The sequence below is a fragment of the Paenibacillus sp. JNU01 genome (assembly GCF_059130585.1).
This window is the reverse complement of sequence record NZ_CP169723.1, coordinates 1446521-1469538: the sequence shown is the minus strand read 5'-3', so window position 1 is coordinate 1469538 and position 23018 is coordinate 1446521. Positions and strand designations below refer to the sequence as shown.

Below are 23018 nucleotides of genomic sequence, written 5' to 3'. Positions count from 1 at the left end.
ATGCGTCAGCTGACGGTACAGTTGGAGGAACGCTCATATCCGATTCTGATTGGTAGCGGCCTATTGGCACAAGCCCCTCAATATTTTGAGCAATATGGCCTAACCAAAAAAAGTCCGTTACTCATCATAACAGATGAAAATGTGGCTCCCAAATACTTGTCAGGTTTGGAGCAAACGCTGCGTTCGGCTGGTTATACAGTCGTATCGGCGGTTGTACCCTCTGGTGAAACATCGAAATCCCTTTCGGTGTATCAGGATATGATGACCGTCGCGATCGAAGGCAAACTGGATCGGAGTTCTGCGATTCTGGCCCTAGGTGGTGGTGTCGTAGGTGATCTGGCAGGCTTTGTTGCTGCTACATATATGCGTGGAATCAAGTTTGTTCAAGTACCTACAACGATTTTGGCGCATGACAGCAGCGTAGGTGGCAAGGTGGCTGTCAATCATCCGCTGGCCAAAAATATGATCGGTGCATTCCACCAGCCCGAGCTGGTACTCTACGATGTGGACACACTTCAATCCTTGCCGCCACGAGATGTTTCGGCAGGTTTGTCAGAGATGCTGAAGCACGGGCTGATCCGTGATGCGGCTTTTGCACACTGGTGTGAGGAACATGCAGAGGAGTTGCTAGCGCTCAATCCCGAAGCACTGGGATACGGCTTGGAGCGCGGGTGTGGTATCAAGGCAGAGATCGTATCCAGAGACGAACGTGAAAATGGAGAACGTGCATTGTTGAACCTTGGACATACGATTGGTCATGCCATTGAAGCGATTGCCGGTTATGGAGAATTCCTGCACGGAGAAGCAATTTCCATCGGTATGGCTGGATCGGCATTGCTTGGTGAGAAGCTTGGTGCGCCAGCAGGGCTGTATGAAGATACGGTCCGCATGTTGCGTTCACTTCGCCTTCCAACAACGATGCCTGCTCATCTGGACACGGATGCATTAATGGAAGCGATGATGCATGACAAAAAATTCCGTGAAGGTCATATGGTGTTCATCATTCCTGATCGGATTGGGGCTGCAAGAATTGTGAAGGACGTACCTGTGTCGGCAGTTAGGGACGTCATTGAATTGCTCAGGAAGGGAGAATAACAGCAATGGTCACACGGGGAATTCGCGGGGCTACAACAGTCACGCAGAACAACGAAGAACAGATTTTGAAAGAAACGGCTGTATTGCTGCAGGAGATTGTGGATCGTAATGAGATCCAACCGGAAGATATCTGTAGTGTGTGGATTACGTTAACTGGGGATCTGGATGCTGCTTTCCCGGCAAAAGCTATCCGCCAACTGGATGGTTGGGAACTCGTACCACTGATGTGTGCGCTGGAAGTTCCAGTTAAAGGTGCCTTGGCACAATGCATTCGATTCATGGTACATGTCAATACAAACAAAGCTCAGAACGAAATCCATCATGTGTATCTGAACGGTGCACAGGCATTGCGTCCGGATCTGGCAGCACCTTCTGGATCTTAAAGAAGCAGGTTGTCAAACCGATCATAATGATGTATAGTGAGAACCAGTTGAGTAGAGTAGAGATTGAGCTGAGAGCAGCTGAGCTAGTGGAGTATATAGCAGAGTCCAGTGGGTGGTAACCGGGGCAACAGAAACCGGTCAACTGATTCACGGTACGTCGTGCTACGGAAGTTGTAACAGGAACAGGGAAGCAGCAAATGTGTCGTAGGACACCTTTTGTGTAGATATATATCGGTACAACACAAACATGTACTCTCCCATATTTTACGAAATATTGGAATGAGTAGTTGATGTGTTATAACTGATTTATTTTCCCGCATTGGATGATGTAACATGCATCAATTCAGAGACCTGTAATAATCCGAGAGCGAAGTATAGGGACTTGTTATTTATGAAGCATCACCCTGTTGAATACAGCTTATAACCAAACCTCTACCTGATGGTAGAGGTTTTTTTGTACATATTATTTTTCTTCTACCCTTATAGGTTCAACTAAGCTTTTTACACAAACGGAGAGGACAGAAATAACCTGATGAAGCGGAGCGTTCGCCTTTATCACCGGATTTTCCCTTTAGAAAGGGAGTCAAAAAATTCTGGGGATAACAGCGATCGGAAGGTTGTTCTGTCATCGGAGTGTTCAGTGTAAACCTCACTAGTTGAACTTATATAAATCTGAAAGGACGTGATTTGATGATAACGCCAAACGTTAATCAAGTACTGAAAATGTCAAATGAGTATAATCTGATTCCGGTAGTCAAACGGATTTTGGCAGATATGGAGACTCCGATTCGAATATTCCGCCGTTTTGCTGACAACGACCGGGCATTCCTGTTGGAAAGTGTAGAGGGGGGGATCCAATGGGCGAGATACTCGTTCATCGGTACAGATCCGTTCCTGATGATTTCGGCCAAGAAGGGCCGGATTGTAGTGGAAGAAGCGGGACAGACTCGTGAATTGCCAGGCAAACCGATTGAAGAACTGAAAGCACTGTTGCGTAAGTACCGTAGCCCAAAAGATGATGAACTGCCACCATTCACAGGCGGGGCAATTGGTTTCTTCGGATATGATCTGCTGTCCTATTATGAGAAGCTTCCAGCCCACGCGCTGGATGATCTGAATATGGATGACATCCGTTTTATGTTCTGTGACCAGATTATCGTGTTCGACCATGTGAAGCAGCAGATGCTGCTTGTCGGTAATGTACACGTCAAGGATGGTGCAACGGATGATGAGATACGGCAAGCGTATGCGGTGACTTCGGAGAAGCTGGAGCAGGCCGCTGAACGGTTGCAGCAGCAAGGACCAGGGGAAAACCTGAATCCGCGTTCCATTCCGGGAGACGTGGAACTGGGAGATATTCGCTCCAACCTTACGAAGGAACAGTTCATAGGTAATGTAGAGCAAGCCAAAGAGTACATTCGCGCAGGTGATATTTTTCAAGTGGTATTATCCCAGCGTTTTCACATTGATACAGAGGTTTCTCCGCTTCACGTGTATCGCGTGCTTCGGACCCTGAATCCATCACCTTATATGTACTACCTCAAAATGGATGATGAAATTATCGTCGGCACTTCGCCTGAAGCACTGGTCAAGGTGGACGGAAATCGTGTGGAGACACGTCCGATTGCGGGAACACGTCCACGGGGGGCAACCGAAGCGGAAGATCGTGCACTCGCTGCTGATCTGCTCCAGGATGAGAAGGAACGTGCGGAGCATCTCATGCTGGTTGATTTGGGCCGTAACGATCTGGGTCGGGTATCCAGCTTCGGCAGTGTGAAGTGTGACATGTTCATGGAGATTGAACGGTATTCTCACGTAATGCACATGGTATCCAACGTTACGGGCGAGCTAAGAGAAGACAAGGATTTCTTCGATGCGTTCCTCTCATGCTTGCCAGCGGGTACCGTATCGGGTGCACCGAAACTGCGTGCAATGGAGATCATCGCGGAACTGGAGAAAGAGGCACGCGGTGCATACGCCGGAGCGATTGGATACCTCGGTTTCTCGGGTAACATGGACTCCTGTATTACGATTCGTACGATTATTTTCAAAAAAGGAAAAGCATATGTGCAGGCCGGAGCAGGCATCGTGTGGGATTCAGTGCCTGAGAATGAATATGTAGAAACGGTTAACAAAGCCAAAGCATTGCTTAAGGCGATTCGAACAGCAGAAGCCATGTTTCCTGCCAAAGAAAAGGACAGCACGTTGAGACTAGCAAATGCAGATTACTTTGTCACACCAGCGGCCGCTAAAAACTAAGAGAGGAGAGACCGGAGATGAACATAAACCCGATTATGAATGAAAACCCTGTAACCCCAATTACTGAGATGACTCGCGAGAATGGCATGAAGAATGGATTAGCGAAGATTTTGGAGGGCAGCCATCTGGAGCAAGCCGAAGCGCGAGATTTGATGTATTCGATTATGAGAGGTGAGGCAACGCCGGCTCAAATCGGAGGTTTGTTAATGGCGCTGCGCATGAAGGGGGAAACGGTGGATGAGATCACCGGTTTTGCTGAAGCGATGCGTGGTCAAGGCGGACGGATTCTCACGGATGGCAGCGGCTTGTTGGACACTTGTGGAACAGGCGGATCGGGAATTCATAAATTCAATATTTCCACGGCATCTGCCATTATTGCTTCCGCCGTCTCGGTTCGGGTCGCCAAACATGGCAACCGTTCAGCTTCAGGCAAAGCAGGTAGTGCAGATGTATTAGAGGCACTCGGTGTAAATATCCATCTGAACGGGGAACAGGCCAGACAATGTCTGGATGATATCGGAATTTGCTTCTGTTTTGCCCAAGTATATCACCCTTCCATGCGACATGCGGCAGGACCGAGAAAAGAGCTGGGTGTGCGTACCATTTTCAATATGCTCGGACCCTTAACCAATCCTGCGGGAGCAGATCGCCAATTGCTTGGTCTGTATGATCGTTCCCGGACGCCGATGATCGCTGAAGTGCTGAATCGTCTTGGTCTCAAAAGAGCGTTGGTCGTGGCCAGTCATGATGGTTTGGATGAAATCAGTATCTCGGCGCCAACTCAGGTATCTGAACTTCGCAATGGTGAAGTGCACACCTACGATATTGATCCACGTGATATGGGCTTGTCTCTGCATCCGCTCGAAGCGGTGCTTGGAGGAGATGCGGCACAGAATGCCGAAATTATTAAGAGGATCTTCCAGGGTGAGCAGAGTGCCTACCGTGATGTCGTACTGTTGAACGCTGGAGCATGCATCTACGTATCCGGTCTTGCAGATAGCATTGCTGAAGGGGTCACACTTGCCGCTGAAGCGGTAGATTCAGGCAAAGCTGCCGGGAAGCTTGAACAGTTAATTCATACAACGGAGGCGTACAGTCATGTATCTTGATCGAATCGTTGCAACCAAACATAAAGAAGTAGAAGTATTGGCACAGACATTTCGCATGGATGAGGCTATCCAAAAAATCGAACAACTACCCGCAACCCGGGGATTTGAACAAGCATTATCAAGCAGACGTAATCGCAAACTCGGCCTTATTGCTGAAGTGAAGAAGGCTTCACCATCCAAAGGGTTAATTCGCCCGGATTTTCATCCGGTAGAGATTGCTGCTGCTTATGAGCGAGCAGGTGCAGACTGCATCTCCGTATTAACGGATGTGTCGTATTTTCAAGGGAGCAACGAGTACTTGCTGGCGATCCATCAAGCGGTGAATATTCCGCTATTACGCAAGGATTTTATTATAGATGAACGACAGATTGCCGAGGCAAGATTACTGGGTGCTGATGCGATCCTGCTGATTGCCAGTATTCTGACACCTGAACAGATTCGTCAATATCTGGAATTTGCCAAAAGTTTGGGGCTGGATGCCTTGATTGAAGTTCACGATCGAACAGAACTGGAGCAGGTATTGGAGATTCCGCAGGCCACACTTGTAGGCATTAATAACCGTAATTTGAAAACATTTGAAACCAGTCTGAGCACGACACTGGATTTGATGGAATTGATTCCAAGTGGGGTCACTTTGATTAGCGAAAGTGGTATTGACGGACCAGAATCAACAGTGCCTCTGATCCAAGCCGGTGTTCATGGTATTCTCGTAGGTGAGCATCTCATGCGTAAGGATGATGTCGAGGCGGCTGTATATGATCTGATGGGATCCAAATGATGAATACTTCCATACACGATGGCACAGGTGACAGTATGTCTGAACGGAGAAACCCGCTGCCAGCGGCCGTAAAAATATGTGGACTTCAGGACGTTGAAGTGCTAAAATCGATGATAAACTTGCCTGTGGATTACATTGGTGTTGTTTTTGCCAAATCACGCCGCCGAATCGAACCCGAGCAGGCTGCTGCATTAAGATCCGTGTTGTTCGAATGGTCTGCCTATGATCGGCCTAAACTTGCGGGTGTATTTGTGAATCCTACGCTGGAAGAGCTTGAACACATTATGGAGATTGCTCACCTGGATGTTATTCAGCTACACGGACAGGAGACTGCGGAATTCTGCCATCAGGTCAAGCAGCGGTGGAATGCCGAAGTATTCAAGGTTTTTTCTTTTCCCAAAGATGAAACGGGTCCGGAAGCTGATGATGTAGCCATAAGGGCTCTTGATGCTTACGATAAATTCGTTGATGCGATATTGCTCGATACCCATGATCCTCTATATGGAGGGGGCTCCGGGAAAACATTTGCCTGGGAGCGAATTCCTGCCTATGCGGAATGGGCGAAAAGTCGCGAAATCTCTCTGTTCGTTGCAGGAGGTTTGCAGCCGGACAATGTACAGCAATTAATACAGACATATGCACCTTTCGGCGTCGATGTATCCAGTGGCGTTGAGACTGAAGGTGTGAAGGATATTGCCAAAATTACAGCATTCGTAGAAAGGGTGAAGCAGGCATGACACATCAATTGCCGGATCAACACGGGCGTTTCGGTCACTTCGGAGGCCGCTTTGTACCTGAGACACTAATGAACGCACTTATTGAGTTGGAGGAGGCATACAGCCACTTCTCTGAAGATGAGGAATTCAACAAGGAACTGAATTATCTGCTGAGCGAGTATTCTGGACGTGAAACCCCATTGTATCATGCAGAGCAATTGTCACGCCGATTGGGCGGACCGAAAATTTATCTGAAACGTGAAGATCTCAATCATACAGGCGCGCACAAAATTAATAACGCCATTGGACAAGGTCTGCTTGCCAAACGGATGGGCAAAAAGAAAGTTATTGCCGAAACGGGTGCAGGTCAACACGGCGTTGCAACGGCAACTGTAGCCGCATTGCTTGGACTGGAATGCAAAGTATTTATGGGCGAAGAAGATACAGAGCGTCAGCAGTTAAACGTATTTCGGATGAAGCTGCTCGGAGCAGAAGTAATTCCGGTTACGTCCGGAACACGGACACTGAAGGATGCTGGTAATGAAGCGCTTCGCTACTGGGTCAGCAATGTGGAGGATACGTTCTATGTGCTTGGATCAGTGGTTGGACCTCATCCATATCCGATGATGGTACGGAATTTCCAACGAGTGATTGGTGATGAGACCCGTCGTCAGATTCAGGAGATCGAAGGACGTTTGCCGGATGTAATTGTAGCAGCTGTCGGTGGAGGAAGTAATGCAATCGGCATGTTCTATCCATTTATCGGTGACCAGGATGTGAAGCTTGTTGGCGTTGAAGCCGCAGGCAAAGGGGTCGATACCGAGTATCACGCTGCGACGATGACCAAAGGTACGCATGGTGTGTTCCAGGGATCTATGAGTTACCTGTTGCAGGATGAGTATGGACAGGTTCAGCCAGCGCATTCCATCTCGGCCGGACTTGATTATCCGGGTGTTGGTCCGGAGCATTCCTATCTCAAGGATATTGAACGGGCAAAATATGTACCGATCACGGATCAGGAAGCACTTGATGCTCTGCAACTCCTATGTCGGACGGAAGGAATTATTCCTGCTCTGGAGTCTGCACATGCGGTTGCACAAGTTGTCAAACTGGCGCCTGAACTCACAGCAGATGATATTGTAGTCATTTGTCTGTCGGGACGTGGAGACAAGGACGTTGAATCGATCATGAAATACACGGGAGGCGACTTGGGATGAATCTGATGGACCAGACCTTCCAGCAATTGAAGCAACAGAACCGAACGGCACTTATTCCATTCTTAACCGTGGGAGACCCGGATGTGGATACAACGATCGATATCATCAAGGAGCTTGAGCAGGCCGGAGCGGATATTTTGGAATTGGGTGTTCCTTATTCCGATCCACTTGCAGATGGTCCCGTCATTCAGCGTGCTTCCGAACGTGCGCTGAAAAGCCAGATTACCATTCGTACGGTTATGGAAACCGCAGCAAAAGCTCGTAAGGCAGGCGTGAAACTGCCGTTTGTGCTGTTCACCTATTATAATCCGGTCTTGCAGACCGGGTTGGATGTATTCTTTGAAGAATTGGTCAAACACGATATTAGTGGCATGATCATTCCGGACTTGCCAATTGAGGAAGCGGAAGAGATGCGACAACGTGCTAATCGCGCGGGAGTACATCTGGTGCCACTTGTTGCACCTACATCTAATGCACGGATTGAGCGGATTGTGAATGGAGCAAGTGGCTTTATCTATTGTGTATCTTCCCTTGGAGTAACCGGAGAGAGAGCTTCTTTCTTTGATGGTGTAGAAAGCTTCATTGAGACGGTGAAAAGTCTGACAGACGTCCCTGTAGCGGTAGGTTTCGGTATTTCTAGTCATGAGCAGGTGGAACATTTCTCCCGCATCTGCGATGGTGTTGTTGTAGGTAGTGCCATCGTTCGTCAGGTGGAAGAAGCGATCCCTCTGCTTGGAAATCCGGACACGCGTGCAGAGGGACTGTTGCAAATTCGCAACTTTGTGGCACAATTGAAGGGATAGAGATGTCTTGAAAGTACATCCCTTGGACACATGAGGTGCACGCTCATTCGTGTCTAACATTATTTCAATAACAGGAGGCGGTCGGGTTGAAACCGAAATCCCAGATTGTCAATCTGCCTGTGTACCAACCGGGCAAACCGATTGAAGAAGTGAAACGTGAACTGGGGCTTGAACAAGTCATCAAACTGGCCTCCAACGAAAACCCATACGGCAGTTCTCCTGCCGCCCTGGAAGCCATTACGAGAGAAATGACTAACATAAGCATATACCCAGACGGTAGCTCGGTTGAGCTGACTGGAGTTCTTGCCAAGCATCTTGGTATTGAACGGAACAACTTAATATTTGGTTGTGGTTCTGATGAGATTATTGCTTTGATCACGAGAGCTTTCTTCTTGCCGGGTGACGAGACCATCATGGCAGATCAGACATTCTCCGTATACAAAAGCAATGCCGATATTGAAGGAGCCGTTACCATCGAAGTGCCTCTTAAAGATGGAACGCATGATCTGAGCGCGATGCTTGCGCAAATTAACGACAAAACGAAAGCGGTCTGGGTGTGTAATCCAAATAATCCGACAGGTACGATTATCTCTGAGCAGGAACTTACAGCCTTTATGGACCGTGTACCTGCTCATGTGATGGTTGTACTGGACGAAGCTTATTATGAATTCGTAACCGATGAAGCATATCCGCAAAGCATACCATTGATCGAACGGTATCCGAACTTGGTCATTCTGCGGACATTCTCCAAAATTTACGGTTTGGCTTCGCTCCGGATCGGATACGGCATCGCACGTCCCGAAATTATTGATTTGATTAACCGTGTACGTGAGCCGTTTAACACTTCGCGATTTGCACAGGTTGCGGCAACCGCTGCACTACTGGATCAGGATTTTGTTCAAGAGTGCTCGAAGCGGAATGCAACGGATCGGGATTTCCTGCAAAATGAATTTACACGGCTCGGATTGTCGTATTTCCCTTCACAGGGTAATTTCATTATGGTTGATCTGAACATGCCTTCGGCAACGGCGTTCCAATCCTTGCTGAAACAAGGCATTATCGTTCGCCCAGGATTCCACGTATACCCAACTTACATTCGTGTGTCCGTCGGAACATCAGAACAGAACCGTGCATTTGTCACGGCACTGGAGAACACGCTGGCTGAGAAGGCGGTAGCAAGCCCTTAATACTGGCGATGAAAGAGTGAGGACCCATGAAACTAAAAATTGCAATGATTGGTGTAGGACTCATCGGCGGTTCACTTGCGCTCTGCTTCAAAGGCAAGCCAGGTGTAACCGTGATGGGCTATGCCCACTTGGATGAACTGAAGGACAAGTACATAGCGAGCGGTGTAGTGGATGATGCTACACTCTCTCTGGAAGAAGCGGTAGAGGATGCCGACTTTATTTTTTTGTGCGTTCCCGTAGGTTTGCTTGAGTCCTATTTCGAGAAGCTTTCCAGGCTGCCATTGAAGAAAGGATGTATCATCACGGATGTAGGAAGCACCAAGGCTTCCATTGCCGCTTGTGCCGAGCATGTGCGGCTGACTGACGCTTACTTCATTGGTGGTCATCCTATGGCAGGGTCGGAGCGTGCGGGCGTGGATGCGGCCTCAGCCGTGTTGTTTGAGAATGCATATTATGTCTTAACCCCTTCAGAGCAAGTACCTGAAGAAGCTTACAGCAGGTTGTCGGAGCTGCTTGCCTATACGCGCGCACAGATCGTGCGTGTGGAGCCTCTGCTGCACGATGACATCGTGGGTGCGATTAGTCATTTGCCACATGTTATTGCTGTTGCGCTGGTCAATCAGGTGCGTGAATATAATGAGTCAAATCCGCTGTATAAAATGCTGGCTGCAGGTGGTTTCCGGGATATTACCCGGATTGCGTCCAGTGATGCAATTGTATGGAGAGATATCTTGCTTAGCAACCGTGATGTCCTACTGGGCTTGCTTAAGGACTGGAATAGCCAAATGACGGCCTTTACGGATATGCTGGAGCATAAGAACGGTGATGGCATAGAGGAAGCATTCCGTCAGGCCCGTGAGTTCCGCAGTGTATTGCCCGAACGACGCAAAGGCATGATTTCACCGTTATTTGATCTGTACACCGATGTCCAGGATGCTCCGGGTATGATTGGTAAGATCGCAACTGAGCTTGGGGCGAATGACATTAACCTGAGCAACTTGGAGATTATCGAAAACCGGGTGGATGTGCCGGGCATCATGCGTCTGTCTTTCCGTCAGGAAGAGGATATGGAACGAGCCAAGACATTGTTGGATTCCTTAGGCTATCAAGTGTGGGTATAAGACGAGAAAGAGGGCGAAAGCCCTCTTTTTTGTGGGGTTGTATTGGAGTTGTTATATGAATTTCCTCAGAAATCAAAGAGGGTGATATATAAAAGATGAATGCAAATATTAACCTCTAAACTAGAGGTAATTCCTTTTTGAAGACAAAAAAAAGACCGCTTACAAAAGCGGCCATTGCTCACGTGGAGCAATACAGTTATTGGATAGGAGTGGAGAGAAACCATACTGTACCCTTATTATATGTATACGTTTTCATTCTGTCAACACTTTAAATAAAATTGTTTGAATTAATTATATCTTTCGGTAATTCAGGATAATAACTCCTTTTTTTGAGGGCCTGAAATCAAAAAAAAATATCACATTTTTGTAACCTTTTCAGTATATCATGCGTCTATATATGAAAGGCTTACCAAAAAGGCTCTAAATGAAGTCATGAACGTGAAAATGACTGCATATGAATGACAGGTCGGGTTCTGTGGACAGCAATGGATTTGCCAGGATGATGCAGACCGTTGTACAATAAATACTGTTAATGTAGAAACGTTGGGGAAATTGCCATTACATAGGGGAATTTGGCGGGAAGGCCAGTTATGGCGCTGAACGCTGTTTATATGCGGTGAAAACCGCAACTTTTTTGTGCCTGTTCGGTAATACATGGATAGAGTCGAACGGGGAGAAGCACATGGATGGGCGAGGAGGGGTCGCACTCAAATGACGGATTCCCAGTTGATTCGAGAGATCAAGGAAGGTAACCTGGAGTTATATTCCGAGCTGATGAGTCGTTATCAGCGTAAAATACTGGCTTTCGTATATCATATGTTGAAAAGTTCCAATATGGAGCTGCTTGCGGAAGATCTCTGTTCTGAGACTTTCTATAAGGCGTTCCGCAGTCTGCACTCTTTCCGTGAGGTGGATGCCTCATTCTCAACCTGGTTATATACCATTGCGAGAAATACGGTACTGAGTGAGCTTCGCAAACAGCGCAGCGGAAATGTCCCACTTGAAGAGAGCGGGATTGTTCCCGTTGCTCCTTCGGAGAATGCACCGGAGTATGCTGTACTGCGCAGCGAGCGGGTGATGCTGGTTAGAGATGCGATTAACAACTTGCCGGAGAAGCAACGTTCTGCGATTATACTCCGCGAGTATGATCAACTAGACTACCAGGAGATTGCGAATATTCTTGGGCAGAGCGTCAGTTCTGTGAAATCGCTATTATTCAGAGCAAGATCAAGCGTAAAAACTCAATTGGAACCTTATTTCTTCGAACCGGTGTACGAGCCATATGAAGGGATGAAGAACCGATGAATTGCAATGATGCCCAGGAACTGTTTGCACTGGTCTGGGACTTGCCGGAGAATCATCCTCAGCGGATTGCATTTCATGCTCATCTCGCTGGTTGTGAAGACTGCTCCGAGCAGTTTGAGGTTTGGGAAGAAGCCCAGATCTTGCTGCACAGCATCCCGATTCCAGTGACAGAACAACAGGCAGAGAGAGTGAACCGTAACGTTATGGACCGGATTTATGCGGAGTCTCCATGGTTATTGCCGGAGGAGGCAAAGGTTAATCGTTTCTCTGCTGCGATCCGCAAGCATATGTCTTTGTGGATTGCCGCGTTCCTGGCTATTTTTTTATGCAGCTTTCTGTACATGGCAATGTTTAAGCCAGATGTGTCAGAAGCTGAGCAAACCAAAGTTGTTGCTACGGGTATTCTGGAGACAGGAGTTGCCGGAAGCGCACCTTCGTCATCTGGATTATATCAGTACGACATGACTGGAGCGGATAGAGGAAGCATTATCGAACCTTTTGTAGTGAGTATGGGACCTGCTTATCCGCAGTATTGGATGGCCCTGTCTTTACTTGCAATTGGAATGGCGTTATTTTCTCTTGGCCGTATGCATCGAACAACGAATAAACGTAAACAAAGTGCGAGTGCATAGGTAATAACCTTTCGTTCGCCGTGTGGAGAAATGAGGGATGTAAGTGCGAATCGGGCTTATTCGTCACGGTCTTACAGACTGGAATGCGGCAGGCCGTATACAGGGGCAGACTGATATACCTCTGAATGGGGAAGGTCGTGAACAGGCTGAGCGACTGGGAAGACGTCTGTTGACTGAAGATTACCAGTGGGACCATATCATCACAAGTGGATTATCGCGGGCACAGGAAACAGGGGAGATTATCTCCAAACTGTTAAATGTACCTATGCTTGAGCCGGACGCACGGTTGAAAGAAAGGGCTTTTGGTCAGATTGAAGGTCTGACGTCAGAAGAGCGGGTTGCCCGTTGGGGCCAATCCTGGGAGACATTGGACTTGGGACAGGAGAAGATTGCGGATATCCAGCTTCGTGCAATGGCGTTTCTGGAAGATCTATGGTCTGCCTATTCGGACCAAAACGTACTCATTGTCACTCACGGAGCTTTTCTGGCCAACCTGTTAACAGCCTTGTTTAAAGATCGGTATACGCAGCGGATTGGAAACCTGTCACTGACGATCCTGGAAAAGGAACGTGATGACTGGAGTCCGCTGTTATATAATTGCACACGACATCTGTCTTTGGACACAGCAAAACAACCTGAGTAATCCAACTTGGGTTGTTTTTTTTGCATTTTAGGGGGAATAAAGCCTTTATATGATTTCAAACCTCTCATTTTTCTTCTGATTGGCCGACTTGGGGCATAGTATGATTAACAATTAATTTCATAATTCACTAAAGATATTATGAAATTGATTCAAACATAAAAGATTTCCAAAAAGAGGTTTAGATTATGGGAATTCCGTCAACGATGTTTACAAAACCAAACTATTTCAGGCTCCGAATCAGCAGCCGAAGTAGTTAACGGGCGAGGCGATGGACCCATGAATCTAGCGGATATGCTTACTTTTGCCGATATTGGCCAGCTTAATCGAATTGCAGACTATTACCAATGTGAATGCAAACCCAACTCCAAACATGAACTCATCCAGAGTATTCTCACTACATTGGGCAGCAGACCCTTTTTTGAGCAGCAGGTACGACAACTGAATCAAGCAGATCAGCGCTTTTTGAACAACTTGTTGTTTGATCCTCGCCAGTATTATGGTATGGAAGAACTCATTGCCATAGCCCGTCAATCGATGGACAAAAAGGAGAGTGAGGCAGGCGCCAGTCCACGTGATCTCATCGTTCGCTTCAATAAGAGTGGATGGTTGTTCAATGGGACAACGCAGCAGACCAGGTATTTGTATCAGGTGCCACAGGATCTGAAATTAAGATTCAGGGATGTGTTATCCACACATCTGCGAGCAGGGATCACCAAAACAACGGAACCGCCCATGTATCGGGATGAGTATCATCTCTTAGCGGATGATCTCAAGTTGTTCTTACAGTTTGTCCAGCAGCACGAAATTGCCCTTAACGCTGAGGGCATGATGTACCGGCGCTCTCAACAGCAGATTATGGAGCATCTACACATTAGTGAGGAATTGGTGGGCAAAGGTGGCTGGAGATTCGGATATGGTCGTTCATTCAAGGATTACCCGGATCGTTTTGCACTTCTCTACGACTATGCATTTCACCACCGGCTGGTTCGTGAGGAGCAAGGCACGCTGAAGCTGTCACCAACCGGAGAAGACAAGCTGGGGGCTGAGAAAACGGCCGAAATGATACAGCTATTTAGGTTTTGGTTAAGATTGTATAAAGGTGCTATTCCCAATCTGTCCTCTATTGTGTATTGGACAGGCGAATGTGCCTTGGAATGGTCGACCGCCGAGTCGCTGTTTCGTCAGATCGGTCCATTCATTCAGCCGTTCTATTATGATACGGCGGAGGCCATCTATGATAACAGAATTGTTAAAATGATGTTGCATCTTGGCATGGTCCGAATTGGGGAACATGAGGAAGGTCGGACGATACAAATGACAGCTTGGGGTTCACGTCTTGCTGCATCCTGTCGCTCCATTTCAGGAGACGTTACACCTATTATGTTTGACAAGTGAAGGACAAGTTGCTAAAATCACTCCCAAATTAAGGAGTGATAATAATGATAATTCCATACAAAGGCCTACAACCTCAGTTACACTCTTCGGTATATATAGCTGAAGGTGCGAAACTAATTGGTGATTTGAGAATGGGAGAAGAGTCTTCCGTCTGGTTCAATGCGGTCCTGCGGGCTGATTTGGCTCCTATTGTCATTGGAAAGCGCTGTAATATTCAAGATAATGTTGTTGGGCATGTCAATACGGATCAACCTTTAATTGTGGGAGATGATGTTTCCGTAGGACACACAGCGATCATTCATGGTTGTCGTATTGGAACAGGATCATTAATCGGCATGGGAGCCATTCTGCTGAATGGAGCAGACATTGGGGAATATACGCTGATTGGAGCCGGTTCTGTTGTTACTGAGAATAGTAAAATTCCGCCCTATACTCTTGCTTTGGGGACACCTGCCAAAGTGATACGTGAGTTGACTGATGCTGATCTGGAGCGGATGTCCAGAACTTCACTGGGTTATGTCACCAAAGGAAAAGAATATAGGAGCTCTTAAATCCGTTTTGGAGGTGCATCCTATTGGATAAAATGAAAGTTACGTATGAAGTCATGTTGGGGCTAGCAGCTGAGATGGTGTGGGACGAAGCGCTTCGCAAACAGCGCAGCGAGAAGCTCTATTTGGAAATCGATAAAGCGTTAGCTACCGGAGACGAAGTAGCTTTCCGGAGTCTGACGGATGAACTGAGGACCATAAACTGATGGGCAAAATAGTTCCTTTCTGAGATAAAAGGGAATGCGCAGATGCGTGTTTCCTTTTTTGATATGTGAAATTACGAAATGAATGTCTGGATTTATAAGAAATGGTCATATATAATATGGGAATAAAATGGATAGAGAGGGGATATAGGGAATTGAAATTCAGTGAGATGACTCAAGACAGCTGGGCTGAACTGCAACTCTATCTGGATACATGCCTTATTCCATATACAGCTCTTAGCGGTGAGCAGTCGCCGGTTGAAGTTACCGAGGCATTGGAGCGGCTGAGAGATTTTCTGGATCTAGTCGAAATTCCTTTCAAAGGGAGAATCATGACTTATCCAGCCTTTCACTATGCTAATCCGAAATTGTCAATGACATTAAATTCCTTGTCTTCACAGCTTAAGTCTTCCGGATTCAAATATGTGGTTATTATGTCATCAGATGGTCAATTAAATGAGGTGGAAATTCCTTCTGCTGATCTGGTTTTGAGTCGGTCCGTATTAACTCATGAGGTCGGAGAAGAGGGCATTGCGAGATTTGTAGGGGAAAAGATACGAGAGTTGTGGAAAAAATAGTTTTTGGCGACAAATGTGACAATTTTACAACATTTTTTTTAATAACGCTTACAAATGAACCTTAAAAATGTGTGACAAATTCTTGACGGTGTTCTAGGGCTACTATATGATTATGTATGTTCTAGTAAGTCGTGGAATTTATGAAAATGAAAACGGTTGAGAGAGTTGGCTGAAAAAGGGGGTTGGAGACAGTATGAGCAGTGAGCATGACCACCACGAAGCTTCATTGAAATTGCCAAGCCGCATGGAGATGTCACGCAGGCAGTTTTTGACCTACACGCTTGGTGGAGCTACAGCCTACATGGCCGCCGGTGCAATCCTTCCTATGGTCCGTTTTGCGGTGGACCCGATTTTGCAACATAAGGGAGAAGGCACCTCTGTCAAAGTAGCTGAAATCAGCAAAATTACGAATGAGCCTCAAGAATTCACCTTTGAACTTAAACAACAGGATGGTTGGTATCTGAGTAATGCATCGTTAGTGGCGTGGATTCGCAAAGACGAGCAGGGTAAAATTTATGCACTTTCACCTATCTGTAAACATCTGGGATGTACAGTAGGCTGGAATAGTGACAAACAGTACCCTGACGAGTATCATTGCCCCTGCCATGGCGCGCACTATGACAAGGAAGGGAAGAATCTTGCCGTAGCCCCCAAACCGCTGGATGAGTACGTAGTCAAGGAAGAGCAGGGTTGGGTATATCTGGGCGACATTGTTCCGAACACCCGAGTGAATTAGGAGGCGTGAACGCAGATGTTTAAAAATGTCTATGACTGGATTGACGAGCGTCTCGATATCACGCCAATATGGCGGGACGTTGCGGATCATGAAGTTCCAGAGCATGTAAATCCGGCTCATCACTTTTCCGCATTCGTGTACTGCTTTGGTGGATTGACGTTCTTTATTACTGTTATTCAGATTCTGTCAGGCATGTTCCTGACCATGTATTACGTACCTGATATTATCAATGCCTACGCAAGTGTGGAGTATTTGCAGACCAAAGTAGCCTTCGGCCAAATTGTTCGCGGCATGCACCACTGGGGAGCCAGTCTGGTTATCGTAATGATGTTCTTACATACGATGCGTGTGTTCTTTACAGGCTCTTACAAGGCACCGCGTGAAATGAACTGGGTTGTCGGCATGCTGATCTTTTTCGTCATGTTGGGCCTGGGTCTGACAGGGTACTTGTTGCCATGGGATAACAAAGCCTATTTCGCAACAAAAGTAACACTGGAGATTGCCAATACGGTTCCTTGGTTGGGACCAATTATTAAAGAATTCCTGCAAGGCGGTACGATTGTTGGTGCACAGACACTAACCCGATTCTTTGCCCTGCACGTATTCTTCCTCCCCGCTGTGCTTCTGGTGCTTCTGGTCGGACACTTTATCATGATCCGCAGACAGGGCATTTCGGGACCACTATAAACGAAAGAAGGGAGGAATCGCAATGGCTCACGGACATAAGAAGCATGATGAGGAAAAGGTTATCTTTGTCGGTGATTCACGGGTTCGTAAAGGTGCGGGATTCATTACCCCGCCTGATTACACGGCGTATCCCGGCAAATCAGAAGCCTTTATTCCTAACTTCCTGCTGAAAGAATGGATGGTTGGTGTCGTTGTATTGGTAGGGATTTTGGTACTAACGATCTCAGAACCTGCACCTTTGGGGTATCCGGCCAATCCAAGCGCATCCGTTATACCCATGCCGGACTGGTACTTCCTTTTTCTGTATCAGTACTTGAAGTATCCATACGCATCGGGCGATTACGTGTTGCTCGGGGTACTGGGGGTCAGCGGGGTCGCTTTTGGAGCGTTGCTGCTGGCACCATTTCTGGACACAGGTAAGGAGCGGCGTTTCTATAAGCGCCCCATTGCTTCATCACTGATGATTCTGTCGGTCATTTCTGTATTCTATCTGACGAATGTAGCGTGGACACACTACGAGCATGAGTTGGAAGCAAGTGGACAGAAGCCTGAACATATTCAACGTGAAGAAGAAGCACTGGAGAGGCGTGAACAGGGGCTCCCTCCAGTTTCCAATGCACCTGGACAGCAAGAAGAAGTTGCGATCGTGGAACAGGATGATCCTGCAATGGAAACGTACAAGAAGGCTGGGTGTATTGGCTGCCATGCGGCTGATATGAAGGGTGCAAGTGGACCTTCACTTCGGGGTGTAGGTGACAAGCACAGCCAGGAAGAGATTCTGACCATTATCAAAGAAGGCTACAACGAGATGCCTCCTCAGTACAATAATGCTATTGCTCAAGGTGTAACGGATGAAGAGATTACTCATCTGACCGAATGGCTTGCGAAACAGAAAGCAGAACAGTAAAATCGAAATAACCAATGAAACCTGATCGTTTATGCGGTCAGGTTTTTTTGAAGTGTTTTTTGGACAGCACTGTATGTGCGCAATATATGATGAAGGAAGGGGCAGGGAATGTGGCTTTATCGTATTTCTGGAGCAGGGAGTTTCTGACCAATCGTTATTTCCTGTGGCTATTATTTTGGTGTAATGCGGTAGGAACGGTATACGGATACATCTGGTACGGAGAGCAAATGAAATTGACGCTGGCTGAGCAACCGGTGTGGCAGATCGTATTTGTGCCAGATAGTCCAACAGCGAGTTTGTTTTTTACTTTAGCGTTGCTATGGATCTTGTACCCACCACGGTCCATCGTTATCAAACGGATCGGACATGTGATTCAGGCGCTTGCTGTGGTCACATCTGTGAAATATGGCGTGTGGGCCGTATCCATTATTTTCGCTGGCTGGATGCAAGGTGGCACACAGCACTGGCAAGACTGGATGTTGATTGCTTCCCATAGCGCAATGGCGATTGAAGCTCTTATATATGTACGCTTTTTCGGCTTCCGATGGGCTGCCCTTGTCATTGCAGGTCTCTGGACGCTGTTGAACGATACAATGGATTATACATATGATATTTACCCTTGGTTACCCGCCTCCCTCTATGATCATGTTGATGGTGTGCGTAATTTCACATTCGGACTGACACTGGTGAGCATTCTGTGCGCGTGGCTAGCCTTAAGACAGGCAAGACGTACCTGAGCTCATACTTTGGGGAGTGGATAACAGTCTCATGAAGAGTCGCTATTTTAGCGGCTTTTTCTATGTCACAAATCGATTAGGGTACGGAATCCTCTTCTGCTTGTTCTAACGAGTTGTCCCCCGCCATACATTGGTGGTGGGAGGGATGTCCATGAAGAGAACGTTCGGGATCAAAACCGGCTTATTGGTGGTATCGTTCATGGCTCTGCTGCTTTGGACGAACTTAGCATATCGTGTATCCGCGCAAAGTGATGGACTGAATTCGATTTCGGATCAGCAAGTGTCCACTAGCAATTCAATTGCGCAACTTAATGAAGAAGCAGCCATTTTGTATCGTCAGGCACTGGAGAACAATATTGAAGAAGTGCGAGGAAGCATTCTGCGTATCAGTAAAAGTCTGGAGCATATCTCCTTTGAGGGACAAACGACAGTCGAAGGCATTCACGCCTTGTCCGAAACCATAGTTGAAGTGAAACAAGCCGTTGTGAAGGTGAAAAATGACGACGCTTCTCTTCAGCAGTCCTCTGCCAAACTCAGACTTGCAGCAGATAGTCTCGCGAATCCAACCAAGCCTTTATGGCTTCAGTATTATAAAATCGTGAAAAACGATCTGGATGCTTTGTCCGCTGCTACAGATCAAGGGCAAACTGCGGCTGTGCTGGCAAATCGCTACACCGTTTTGGAGGAGCATTATGAGACGATACGTCCTGCCGCTCTGATTCGACGTGAACCGTATGAAATTGCTCAGATGGACGCTTGGTTATCTCATACCAAAGGGCTTACCGCTGCAAAACAGCCTGATCTGGCTCAGTTAAAGAGCATGGTGGGCCACGGTGAGGAACTGGTGAACCAGTTATTTGGTCGCGAGAAGGACGAGAGTGCCTTTGTACCGTTTGTACAAGGCCCTGATCGAAGGGCAGCCGGGCTGCTGATAAGTTCGGTCATTGTGGCGACGCTAACTTACGCCGGATATCGTAAATATCGTGCACAGCAGCAGGGGATTTTTCCTTTTCGGCGCTAATTGGATATAAACGTGATCGTGGTATATTTATTATAAAAAAAGACCTCTTTCGCATAAACAGCCACGGTAACGGCTCTTCATGTGAAAAGAGGTCTTTTTGTAGTTTCTACAGCATGTCAGCTTTCTTTGAAACCTTCTCCATGTACATCGTGAACATCGCTGATGATGACAAAAGCTCTGGGGTCTATGGAACGTACAATAGTCTGCAGACGCCGGAACTCTTGCCTGGAGATCACACAGTAGGCCATGTGTTTGGCCTGTTTAGAGTATGCGCCAATGGCTGGAATGAGGGTAACGCCACGATCCATATCCCGTGTGATCTGGTCCGCAATCTCGGGTGCATGGTCACTAATGATCATAAATGCCCGGGCAGAATATGCACCTTCCTGAATAAAGTCGATGACTTTGGAAGCGATGAATACAGCTACGAGCGTATACAGGATTTTTTCTTTGGGGATGTAGATGAGAGAGAGACCGATAATAACAAAATCGATGCCAAGCAATACCCGTCCCATACTCCACCCATACTTGCGATTTAGAATGCGAGCAATGATGTCTGAACCGCCCGTCGTTCCACCCCAACGAAATACGATGCCAAGACCGGCTCCAAGGGTGACACCTGCATATAGTGCTGCTAACAGCAAGTCATTCTCGGTATGTAATGGTTCAATCCAGCCCAGATGAATCAACTTTTCAAACAACCATAGAAAAACGGTCAAAGCCCCGATTCCGATACCCGTATAGATCATCTGTCTGCCGCCCAAAATTTTGAGCCCGATCAGAAAGAGGGGGACATTAAGAATCAAGGTCGTTAGAGAAGGTGAGATGCCGAAAGCATAATTGATCAGCACGGTAACCCCGGTGAGGCCACCTTCCATAAGCTGGTTAGGGATAATAAAATAGAGGAGCCCAAAGGCATATAAGGCTGTACCCAACAGGATGGGGAGTACCAGTTTAACTTGAACCCAGGTTTTGGCAGTGCTCATAAGATCCCTCGCTGTATATAAATTAGAATGAAGAAGCAATCATTCCCATCCTAGTATACCTGTTTATTGATTCTTTAAAAATGATTTGTCGCTGATGATGGTGGAAGTGAATCTAAATAACTGATATTATTAGGAACAAATACGACATCATTTCAAAAGGAGAATCCGTTCTCATGGAGAAAAGCATCGCAGAAATGCAGCGTGAGGTTGATCAGTATATCTCCCAGTTCAAGGAGGGGTATTTCAGTCCTCTGGCTATGTTGGCCCGGATGTCTGAAGAGGTTGGGGAGCTTGCCAGGGAAGTGAATCATGAGTTTGGCGAGAAGCCAAAGAAATCTTCCGAAGCGGCCAATTCCATTGAACTTGAGCTTGGAGATATTTTATTTATCACGATTTGTTTTGCGAACTCACTCGGCATTGATCTGGCTGAGGCGCACGACAAAGTCATGCATAAATTTAACACCCGCGATGCCAATCGGTGGACTCCCAAAAACACCGATTAGGCGTAGATTACATATGCTGTACCATCACCCGATCGGGGAGGGTCAGCTTAATGATGAAACCGGAAGAATATATGCAGCAGGCTTACCGCTGTATATTGCAAAATGATTTTGAGCAGGCGATTCGTTGGTTCGAGTCAGCCATTCACGCTCATCCCAAACATGCGGAGTTATATTATCGCTGTTCCATTACCCACGCCCGCAGCAAGCATCTGGTTCCGGCGCTTGAATATGCGCGTAAGGCGGTTGAATTGTCGCCAGGAACAGAAGAGTATATATTACATCTGCAGACGCTGGAAGCGAAACAATTGACCTCCAGAGCGAAGTTGCTGTTGGAGCAGGCGGGTATTGCAACACAGGAGCGCTATGTGGAAGCGTCAACGCTTCTGCAAGAAGCGGTCAAACTTGATCCGCTCTCCGTGGAAGCTCATGTTATGCTTGCGCTAGCTTACAGTGATTTGAATGAATTTGACTATGCCATTCAGGTGCTGCGTGAGGCAATTTTGCTGGACCCGCAGAATGGGCAGCTGCATCAGATGTTACAGGAAATCAAGCAACGTATGAAATCCATTCAATAAGAATTCATTTTGCAAAGATTCTTTTGAGTTGAAATGGATTCAACGATATGATCCAACATAGCGAGGAGATGCAGTCAATATGAGTGAAGTAATTAGAGTTGCCGTCATCGGAGCGGCTGGCCGAATGGGCCGTGAAGTTGTGAAATTGGTACTTCAGGACCCGGAATTGGAGCTTGCAGCGGCTGTCAACCGCTCCGGAGCAGGCACGGATGCAGGAACCCTTGTTGGTTTGCCGGAGTGTGGAGTGCTGGTGACTGATGATATCGAAATGGCGTTTGCCGAAACAAAACCTCAGGTTATGGTTGATTTTACAGTGCCGCAATATGCATTTGCACATACCGAGATCGCGATTCGTCATGGGGTTAGACCTGTCATGGGTGTTACCGGCTTTACGCCGGAGCAGATTGAACAGTTGGACAAGCAATGCCAGGACAAAGGAATTGGAGGGCTTATTGCCCCTAACTTCTCGATCGGTGCCATTCTGATGATGCGATTCGCAGCACAGGCTGCCAAACATATGCCGAATGTGGAGATTATCGAATATCACGGGGATCAGAAGCTGGATGCTCCTTCCGGAACAGCGATCAAAACGGCTGAACTGATTGCTGCCAATCGGGAAGAACTTCGCCAGGGTAACCCGAATGAGGAAGAAACGATCGAAGGATCACGTGGCGGTTATTACAACGGCTTCCGAATCCACAGTGTACGTTTGCCTGGTGTATTCGCACAGCAGGAAGTTGTTTTCGGAGACTATGGACAGTCACTCAAAATTCGGCATGACTCCTACGAGCGCGCAGGTTATATGCCTGGTGTTAAGATTGGTGTGCAAAAGGTTATGGAATATACAGGAATGATCTACGGATTTGACCACTTTATCGACTAAAAGGAGATTGT

The 23018-nt window shown here is 47.1% G+C and carries 26 protein-coding genes; 25 read left to right on the top strand and 1 reads right to left on the bottom strand.

Annotated elements, in window-relative coordinates:
- The 22 genes from aroB to NLBNIHML_RS06060 all read left to right on the top strand — a co-directional run bounded on the left by aroB (position 1) and on the right by NLBNIHML_RS06060 (position 20060).
- Positions 1-1095, top strand: a complete 1095-nt coding sequence (gene aroB, locus NLBNIHML_RS06165) for a 3-dehydroquinate synthase (protein WP_494354019.1) — start codon at positions 1-3, stop codon at positions 1093-1095.
- Positions 1096-1100: 5 nt separating this feature from the next.
- Positions 1101-1478, top strand: a complete 378-nt coding sequence (gene aroH / locus NLBNIHML_RS06160; RefSeq protein ID WP_253438600.1) for a chorismate mutase — start codon at positions 1101-1103, stop codon at positions 1476-1478.
- A gap of 690 nt (positions 1479-2168) precedes the next feature.
- Positions 2169-3737, top strand: a complete 1569-nt coding sequence (gene trpE, locus NLBNIHML_RS06155) for an anthranilate synthase component I (protein ID WP_253438597.1) — start codon at positions 2169-2171, stop codon at positions 3735-3737.
- A gap of 68 nt (positions 3738-3805) precedes the next feature.
- A complete protein-coding gene (trpD, locus tag NLBNIHML_RS06150) occupies positions 3806-4846 on the top strand; it encodes an anthranilate phosphoribosyltransferase (protein WP_494354677.1) in 1041 nt (346 codons plus the stop codon).
- Positions 4836-5624 carry an indole-3-glycerol phosphate synthase TrpC gene (gene trpC / locus NLBNIHML_RS06145; protein WP_494354018.1) on the top strand — a complete coding sequence of 263 codons (789 nt, stop codon included), beginning with the start codon at positions 4836-4838 and terminating at the stop codon, positions 5622-5624. Before trpD ends, trpC begins: the two co-directional genes overlap by 11 nt.
- Positions 5625-5659: 35 nt before the next feature.
- Positions 5660-6361, top strand: a complete 702-nt coding sequence (locus tag NLBNIHML_RS06140) for a phosphoribosylanthranilate isomerase (protein WP_494354017.1) — start codon at positions 5660-5662, stop codon at positions 6359-6361.
- Positions 6358-7557, top strand: coding sequence for a tryptophan synthase subunit beta (trpB, locus tag NLBNIHML_RS06135; protein WP_215076005.1), 1200 nt, complete (start codon positions 6358-6360; stop codon positions 7555-7557). Before NLBNIHML_RS06140 ends, trpB begins: the two co-directional genes overlap by 4 nt.
- Positions 7554-8360 (top strand): tryptophan synthase subunit alpha, encoded by an 807-nt coding sequence (gene trpA / locus NLBNIHML_RS06130; protein WP_472477301.1) that lies wholly within the window; start codon positions 7554-7556, stop codon positions 8358-8360. The genes trpB and trpA overlap by 4 nt, the downstream gene beginning before the upstream one ends.
- An 86-nt stretch (positions 8361-8446) precedes the next feature.
- Complete coding sequence (gene hisC / locus NLBNIHML_RS06125) at positions 8447-9547, top strand: histidinol-phosphate transaminase (protein WP_494354016.1); 1101 nt, start codon at positions 8447-8449, stop codon at positions 9545-9547.
- A gap of 26 nt (positions 9548-9573) precedes the next feature.
- On the top strand, positions 9574-10668 hold the full coding sequence (locus tag NLBNIHML_RS06120; RefSeq protein WP_339256126.1) for a prephenate dehydrogenase: 1095 nt from the start codon (positions 9574-9576) through the stop codon (positions 10666-10668).
- Between the two features lie 711 nt (positions 10669-11379).
- Positions 11380-11973 carry an RNA polymerase sigma factor gene (locus NLBNIHML_RS06115; RefSeq protein WP_062835180.1) on the top strand — a complete coding sequence of 198 codons (594 nt, stop codon included), beginning with the start codon at positions 11380-11382 and terminating at the stop codon, positions 11971-11973.
- On the top strand, positions 11970-12605 hold the full coding sequence (locus NLBNIHML_RS06110; RefSeq protein ID WP_339235188.1) for an anti-sigma factor family protein: 636 nt from the start codon (positions 11970-11972) through the stop codon (positions 12603-12605). The genes NLBNIHML_RS06115 and NLBNIHML_RS06110 overlap by 4 nt, the downstream gene beginning before the upstream one ends.
- Positions 12606-12648: 43 nt before the next feature.
- A complete protein-coding gene (locus tag NLBNIHML_RS06105) occupies positions 12649-13248 on the top strand; it encodes a histidine phosphatase family protein (protein ID WP_339307334.1) in 600 nt (199 codons plus the stop codon).
- Between the two features lie 276 nt (positions 13249-13524).
- On the top strand, positions 13525-14643 hold the full coding sequence (locus NLBNIHML_RS06100) for a hypothetical protein (protein WP_339307336.1): 1119 nt from the start codon (positions 13525-13527) through the stop codon (positions 14641-14643).
- A gap of 44 nt (positions 14644-14687) precedes the next feature.
- Positions 14688-15194 (top strand): gamma carbonic anhydrase family protein, encoded by a 507-nt coding sequence (locus NLBNIHML_RS06095; protein ID WP_339235180.1) that lies wholly within the window; start codon positions 14688-14690, stop codon positions 15192-15194.
- A gap of 23 nt (positions 15195-15217) precedes the next feature.
- Positions 15218-15397: an IDEAL domain-containing protein gene (locus NLBNIHML_RS06090; RefSeq protein ID WP_017687723.1), complete on the top strand. Its 180-nt coding sequence runs from the start codon at positions 15218-15220 to the stop codon at positions 15395-15397.
- Positions 15398-15549: 152 nt separating this feature from the next.
- The gene (locus NLBNIHML_RS06085) at positions 15550-15972 is read left to right on the top strand and encodes a DUF2487 family protein (RefSeq protein ID WP_472477306.1); all 423 of its coding nucleotides are present in this window, start codon (positions 15550-15552) and stop codon (positions 15970-15972) included.
- Positions 15973-16165: 193 nt separating this feature from the next.
- On the top strand, positions 16166-16708 hold the full coding sequence (locus NLBNIHML_RS06080) for a QcrA and Rieske domain-containing protein (protein ID WP_017687725.1): 543 nt from the start codon (positions 16166-16168) through the stop codon (positions 16706-16708).
- Positions 16709-16723: 15 nt separating this feature from the next.
- Positions 16724-17395 carry a menaquinol-cytochrome c reductase cytochrome b subunit gene (gene qcrB, locus NLBNIHML_RS06075; protein ID WP_017687726.1) on the top strand — a complete coding sequence of 224 codons (672 nt, stop codon included), beginning with the start codon at positions 16724-16726 and terminating at the stop codon, positions 17393-17395.
- Between the two features lie 22 nt (positions 17396-17417).
- Entirely contained in the window at positions 17418-18302 is an 885-nt protein-coding gene (locus NLBNIHML_RS06070) for a menaquinol-cytochrome c reductase cytochrome b/c subunit (RefSeq protein ID WP_339235171.1), read from the top strand.
- 110 nt (positions 18303-18412) lie between these two features.
- Positions 18413-19039, top strand: coding sequence for a DUF1405 domain-containing protein (locus NLBNIHML_RS06065; protein ID WP_339235168.1), 627 nt, complete (start codon positions 18413-18415; stop codon positions 19037-19039).
- 151 nt (positions 19040-19190) lie between these two features.
- Positions 19191-20060 carry a sporulation protein YpjB gene (locus NLBNIHML_RS06060; protein ID WP_494354015.1) on the top strand — a complete coding sequence of 290 codons (870 nt, stop codon included), beginning with the start codon at positions 19191-19193 and terminating at the stop codon, positions 20058-20060.
- A gap of 116 nt (positions 20061-20176) precedes the next feature.
- Here the strand turns inward: NLBNIHML_RS06060 and NLBNIHML_RS06055 are convergent, their stop codons facing one another.
- A complete protein-coding gene (locus NLBNIHML_RS06055; RefSeq protein WP_253438555.1) occupies positions 20177-21046 on the bottom strand; it encodes a YitT family protein in 870 nt (289 codons plus the stop codon).
- A gap of 173 nt (positions 21047-21219) precedes the next feature.
- Here NLBNIHML_RS06055 and NLBNIHML_RS06050 point away from each other — a divergent pair, with 173 nt between their 5' ends.
- The 3 genes from NLBNIHML_RS06050 to dapB all read left to right on the top strand — a co-directional run bounded on the left by NLBNIHML_RS06050 (position 21220) and on the right by dapB (position 23007).
- Positions 21220-21549, top strand: coding sequence for a nucleotide pyrophosphohydrolase (locus tag NLBNIHML_RS06050; RefSeq protein WP_017687732.1), 330 nt, complete (start codon positions 21220-21222; stop codon positions 21547-21549).
- Positions 21550-21599: 50 nt separating this feature from the next.
- Positions 21600-22124, top strand: a complete 525-nt coding sequence (locus NLBNIHML_RS06045; protein WP_307410829.1) for a tetratricopeptide repeat protein — start codon at positions 21600-21602, stop codon at positions 22122-22124.
- A gap of 79 nt (positions 22125-22203) precedes the next feature.
- Positions 22204-23007, top strand: a complete 804-nt coding sequence (gene dapB / locus NLBNIHML_RS06040) for a 4-hydroxy-tetrahydrodipicolinate reductase (protein ID WP_339235159.1) — start codon at positions 22204-22206, stop codon at positions 23005-23007.
- Positions 23008-23018 lie beyond the last annotated feature (11 nt).

What these genes read in the sequence shown, in the direction of transcription:
- aroB (WP_494354019.1), top strand. Translation starts at nt 1, where the DNA reads ATGCGTCAGCTGACGGTACAGTTGGAGGAACGCTCATATCCGATTCTG.
- aroH (WP_253438600.1), top strand. Translation starts at nt 1,101, where the DNA reads ATGGTCACACGGGGAATTCGCGGGGCTACAACAGTCACGCAGAACAAC.
- trpE (WP_253438597.1), top strand. Translation starts at nt 2,169, where the DNA reads ATGATAACGCCAAACGTTAATCAAGTACTGAAAATGTCAAATGAGTAT.
- trpD (WP_494354677.1), top strand. Translation starts at nt 3,806, where the DNA reads ATGACTCGCGAGAATGGCATGAAGAATGGATTAGCGAAGATTTTGGAG.
- trpC (WP_494354018.1), top strand. Translation starts at nt 4,836, where the DNA reads ATGTATCTTGATCGAATCGTTGCAACCAAACATAAAGAAGTAGAAGTA.
- NLBNIHML_RS06140 (WP_494354017.1), top strand. Translation starts at nt 5,660, where the DNA reads ATGTCTGAACGGAGAAACCCGCTGCCAGCGGCCGTAAAAATATGTGGA.
- trpB (WP_215076005.1), top strand. Translation starts at nt 6,358, where the DNA reads ATGACACATCAATTGCCGGATCAACACGGGCGTTTCGGTCACTTCGGA.
- trpA (WP_472477301.1), top strand. Translation starts at nt 7,554, where the DNA reads ATGAATCTGATGGACCAGACCTTCCAGCAATTGAAGCAACAGAACCGA.
- NLBNIHML_RS06120 (WP_339256126.1), top strand. Translation starts at nt 9,574, where the DNA reads ATGAAACTAAAAATTGCAATGATTGGTGTAGGACTCATCGGCGGTTCA.
- NLBNIHML_RS06115 (WP_062835180.1), top strand. Translation starts at nt 11,380, where the DNA reads ATGACGGATTCCCAGTTGATTCGAGAGATCAAGGAAGGTAACCTGGAG.
- NLBNIHML_RS06110 (WP_339235188.1), top strand. Translation starts at nt 11,970, where the DNA reads ATGAATTGCAATGATGCCCAGGAACTGTTTGCACTGGTCTGGGACTTG.
- NLBNIHML_RS06100 (WP_339307336.1), top strand. Translation starts at nt 13,525, where the DNA reads ATGAATCTAGCGGATATGCTTACTTTTGCCGATATTGGCCAGCTTAAT.
- NLBNIHML_RS06095 (WP_339235180.1), top strand. Translation starts at nt 14,688, where the DNA reads ATGATAATTCCATACAAAGGCCTACAACCTCAGTTACACTCTTCGGTA.
- NLBNIHML_RS06080 (WP_017687725.1), top strand. Translation starts at nt 16,166, where the DNA reads ATGAGCAGTGAGCATGACCACCACGAAGCTTCATTGAAATTGCCAAGC.
- qcrB (WP_017687726.1), top strand. Translation starts at nt 16,724, where the DNA reads ATGTTTAAAAATGTCTATGACTGGATTGACGAGCGTCTCGATATCACG.
- NLBNIHML_RS06070 (WP_339235171.1), top strand. Translation starts at nt 17,418, where the DNA reads ATGGCTCACGGACATAAGAAGCATGATGAGGAAAAGGTTATCTTTGTC.
- NLBNIHML_RS06060 (WP_494354015.1), top strand. Translation starts at nt 19,191, where the DNA reads ATGAAGAGAACGTTCGGGATCAAAACCGGCTTATTGGTGGTATCGTTC.
- NLBNIHML_RS06055 (WP_253438555.1), bottom strand. Translation starts at nt 21,046, where the DNA reads ATGAGCACTGCCAAAACCTGGGTTCAAGTTAAACTGGTACTCCCCATC.
- NLBNIHML_RS06050 (WP_017687732.1), top strand. Translation starts at nt 21,220, where the DNA reads ATGGAGAAAAGCATCGCAGAAATGCAGCGTGAGGTTGATCAGTATATC.
- NLBNIHML_RS06045 (WP_307410829.1), top strand. Translation starts at nt 21,600, where the DNA reads ATGATGAAACCGGAAGAATATATGCAGCAGGCTTACCGCTGTATATTG.
- dapB (WP_339235159.1), top strand. Translation starts at nt 22,204, where the DNA reads ATGAGTGAAGTAATTAGAGTTGCCGTCATCGGAGCGGCTGGCCGAATG.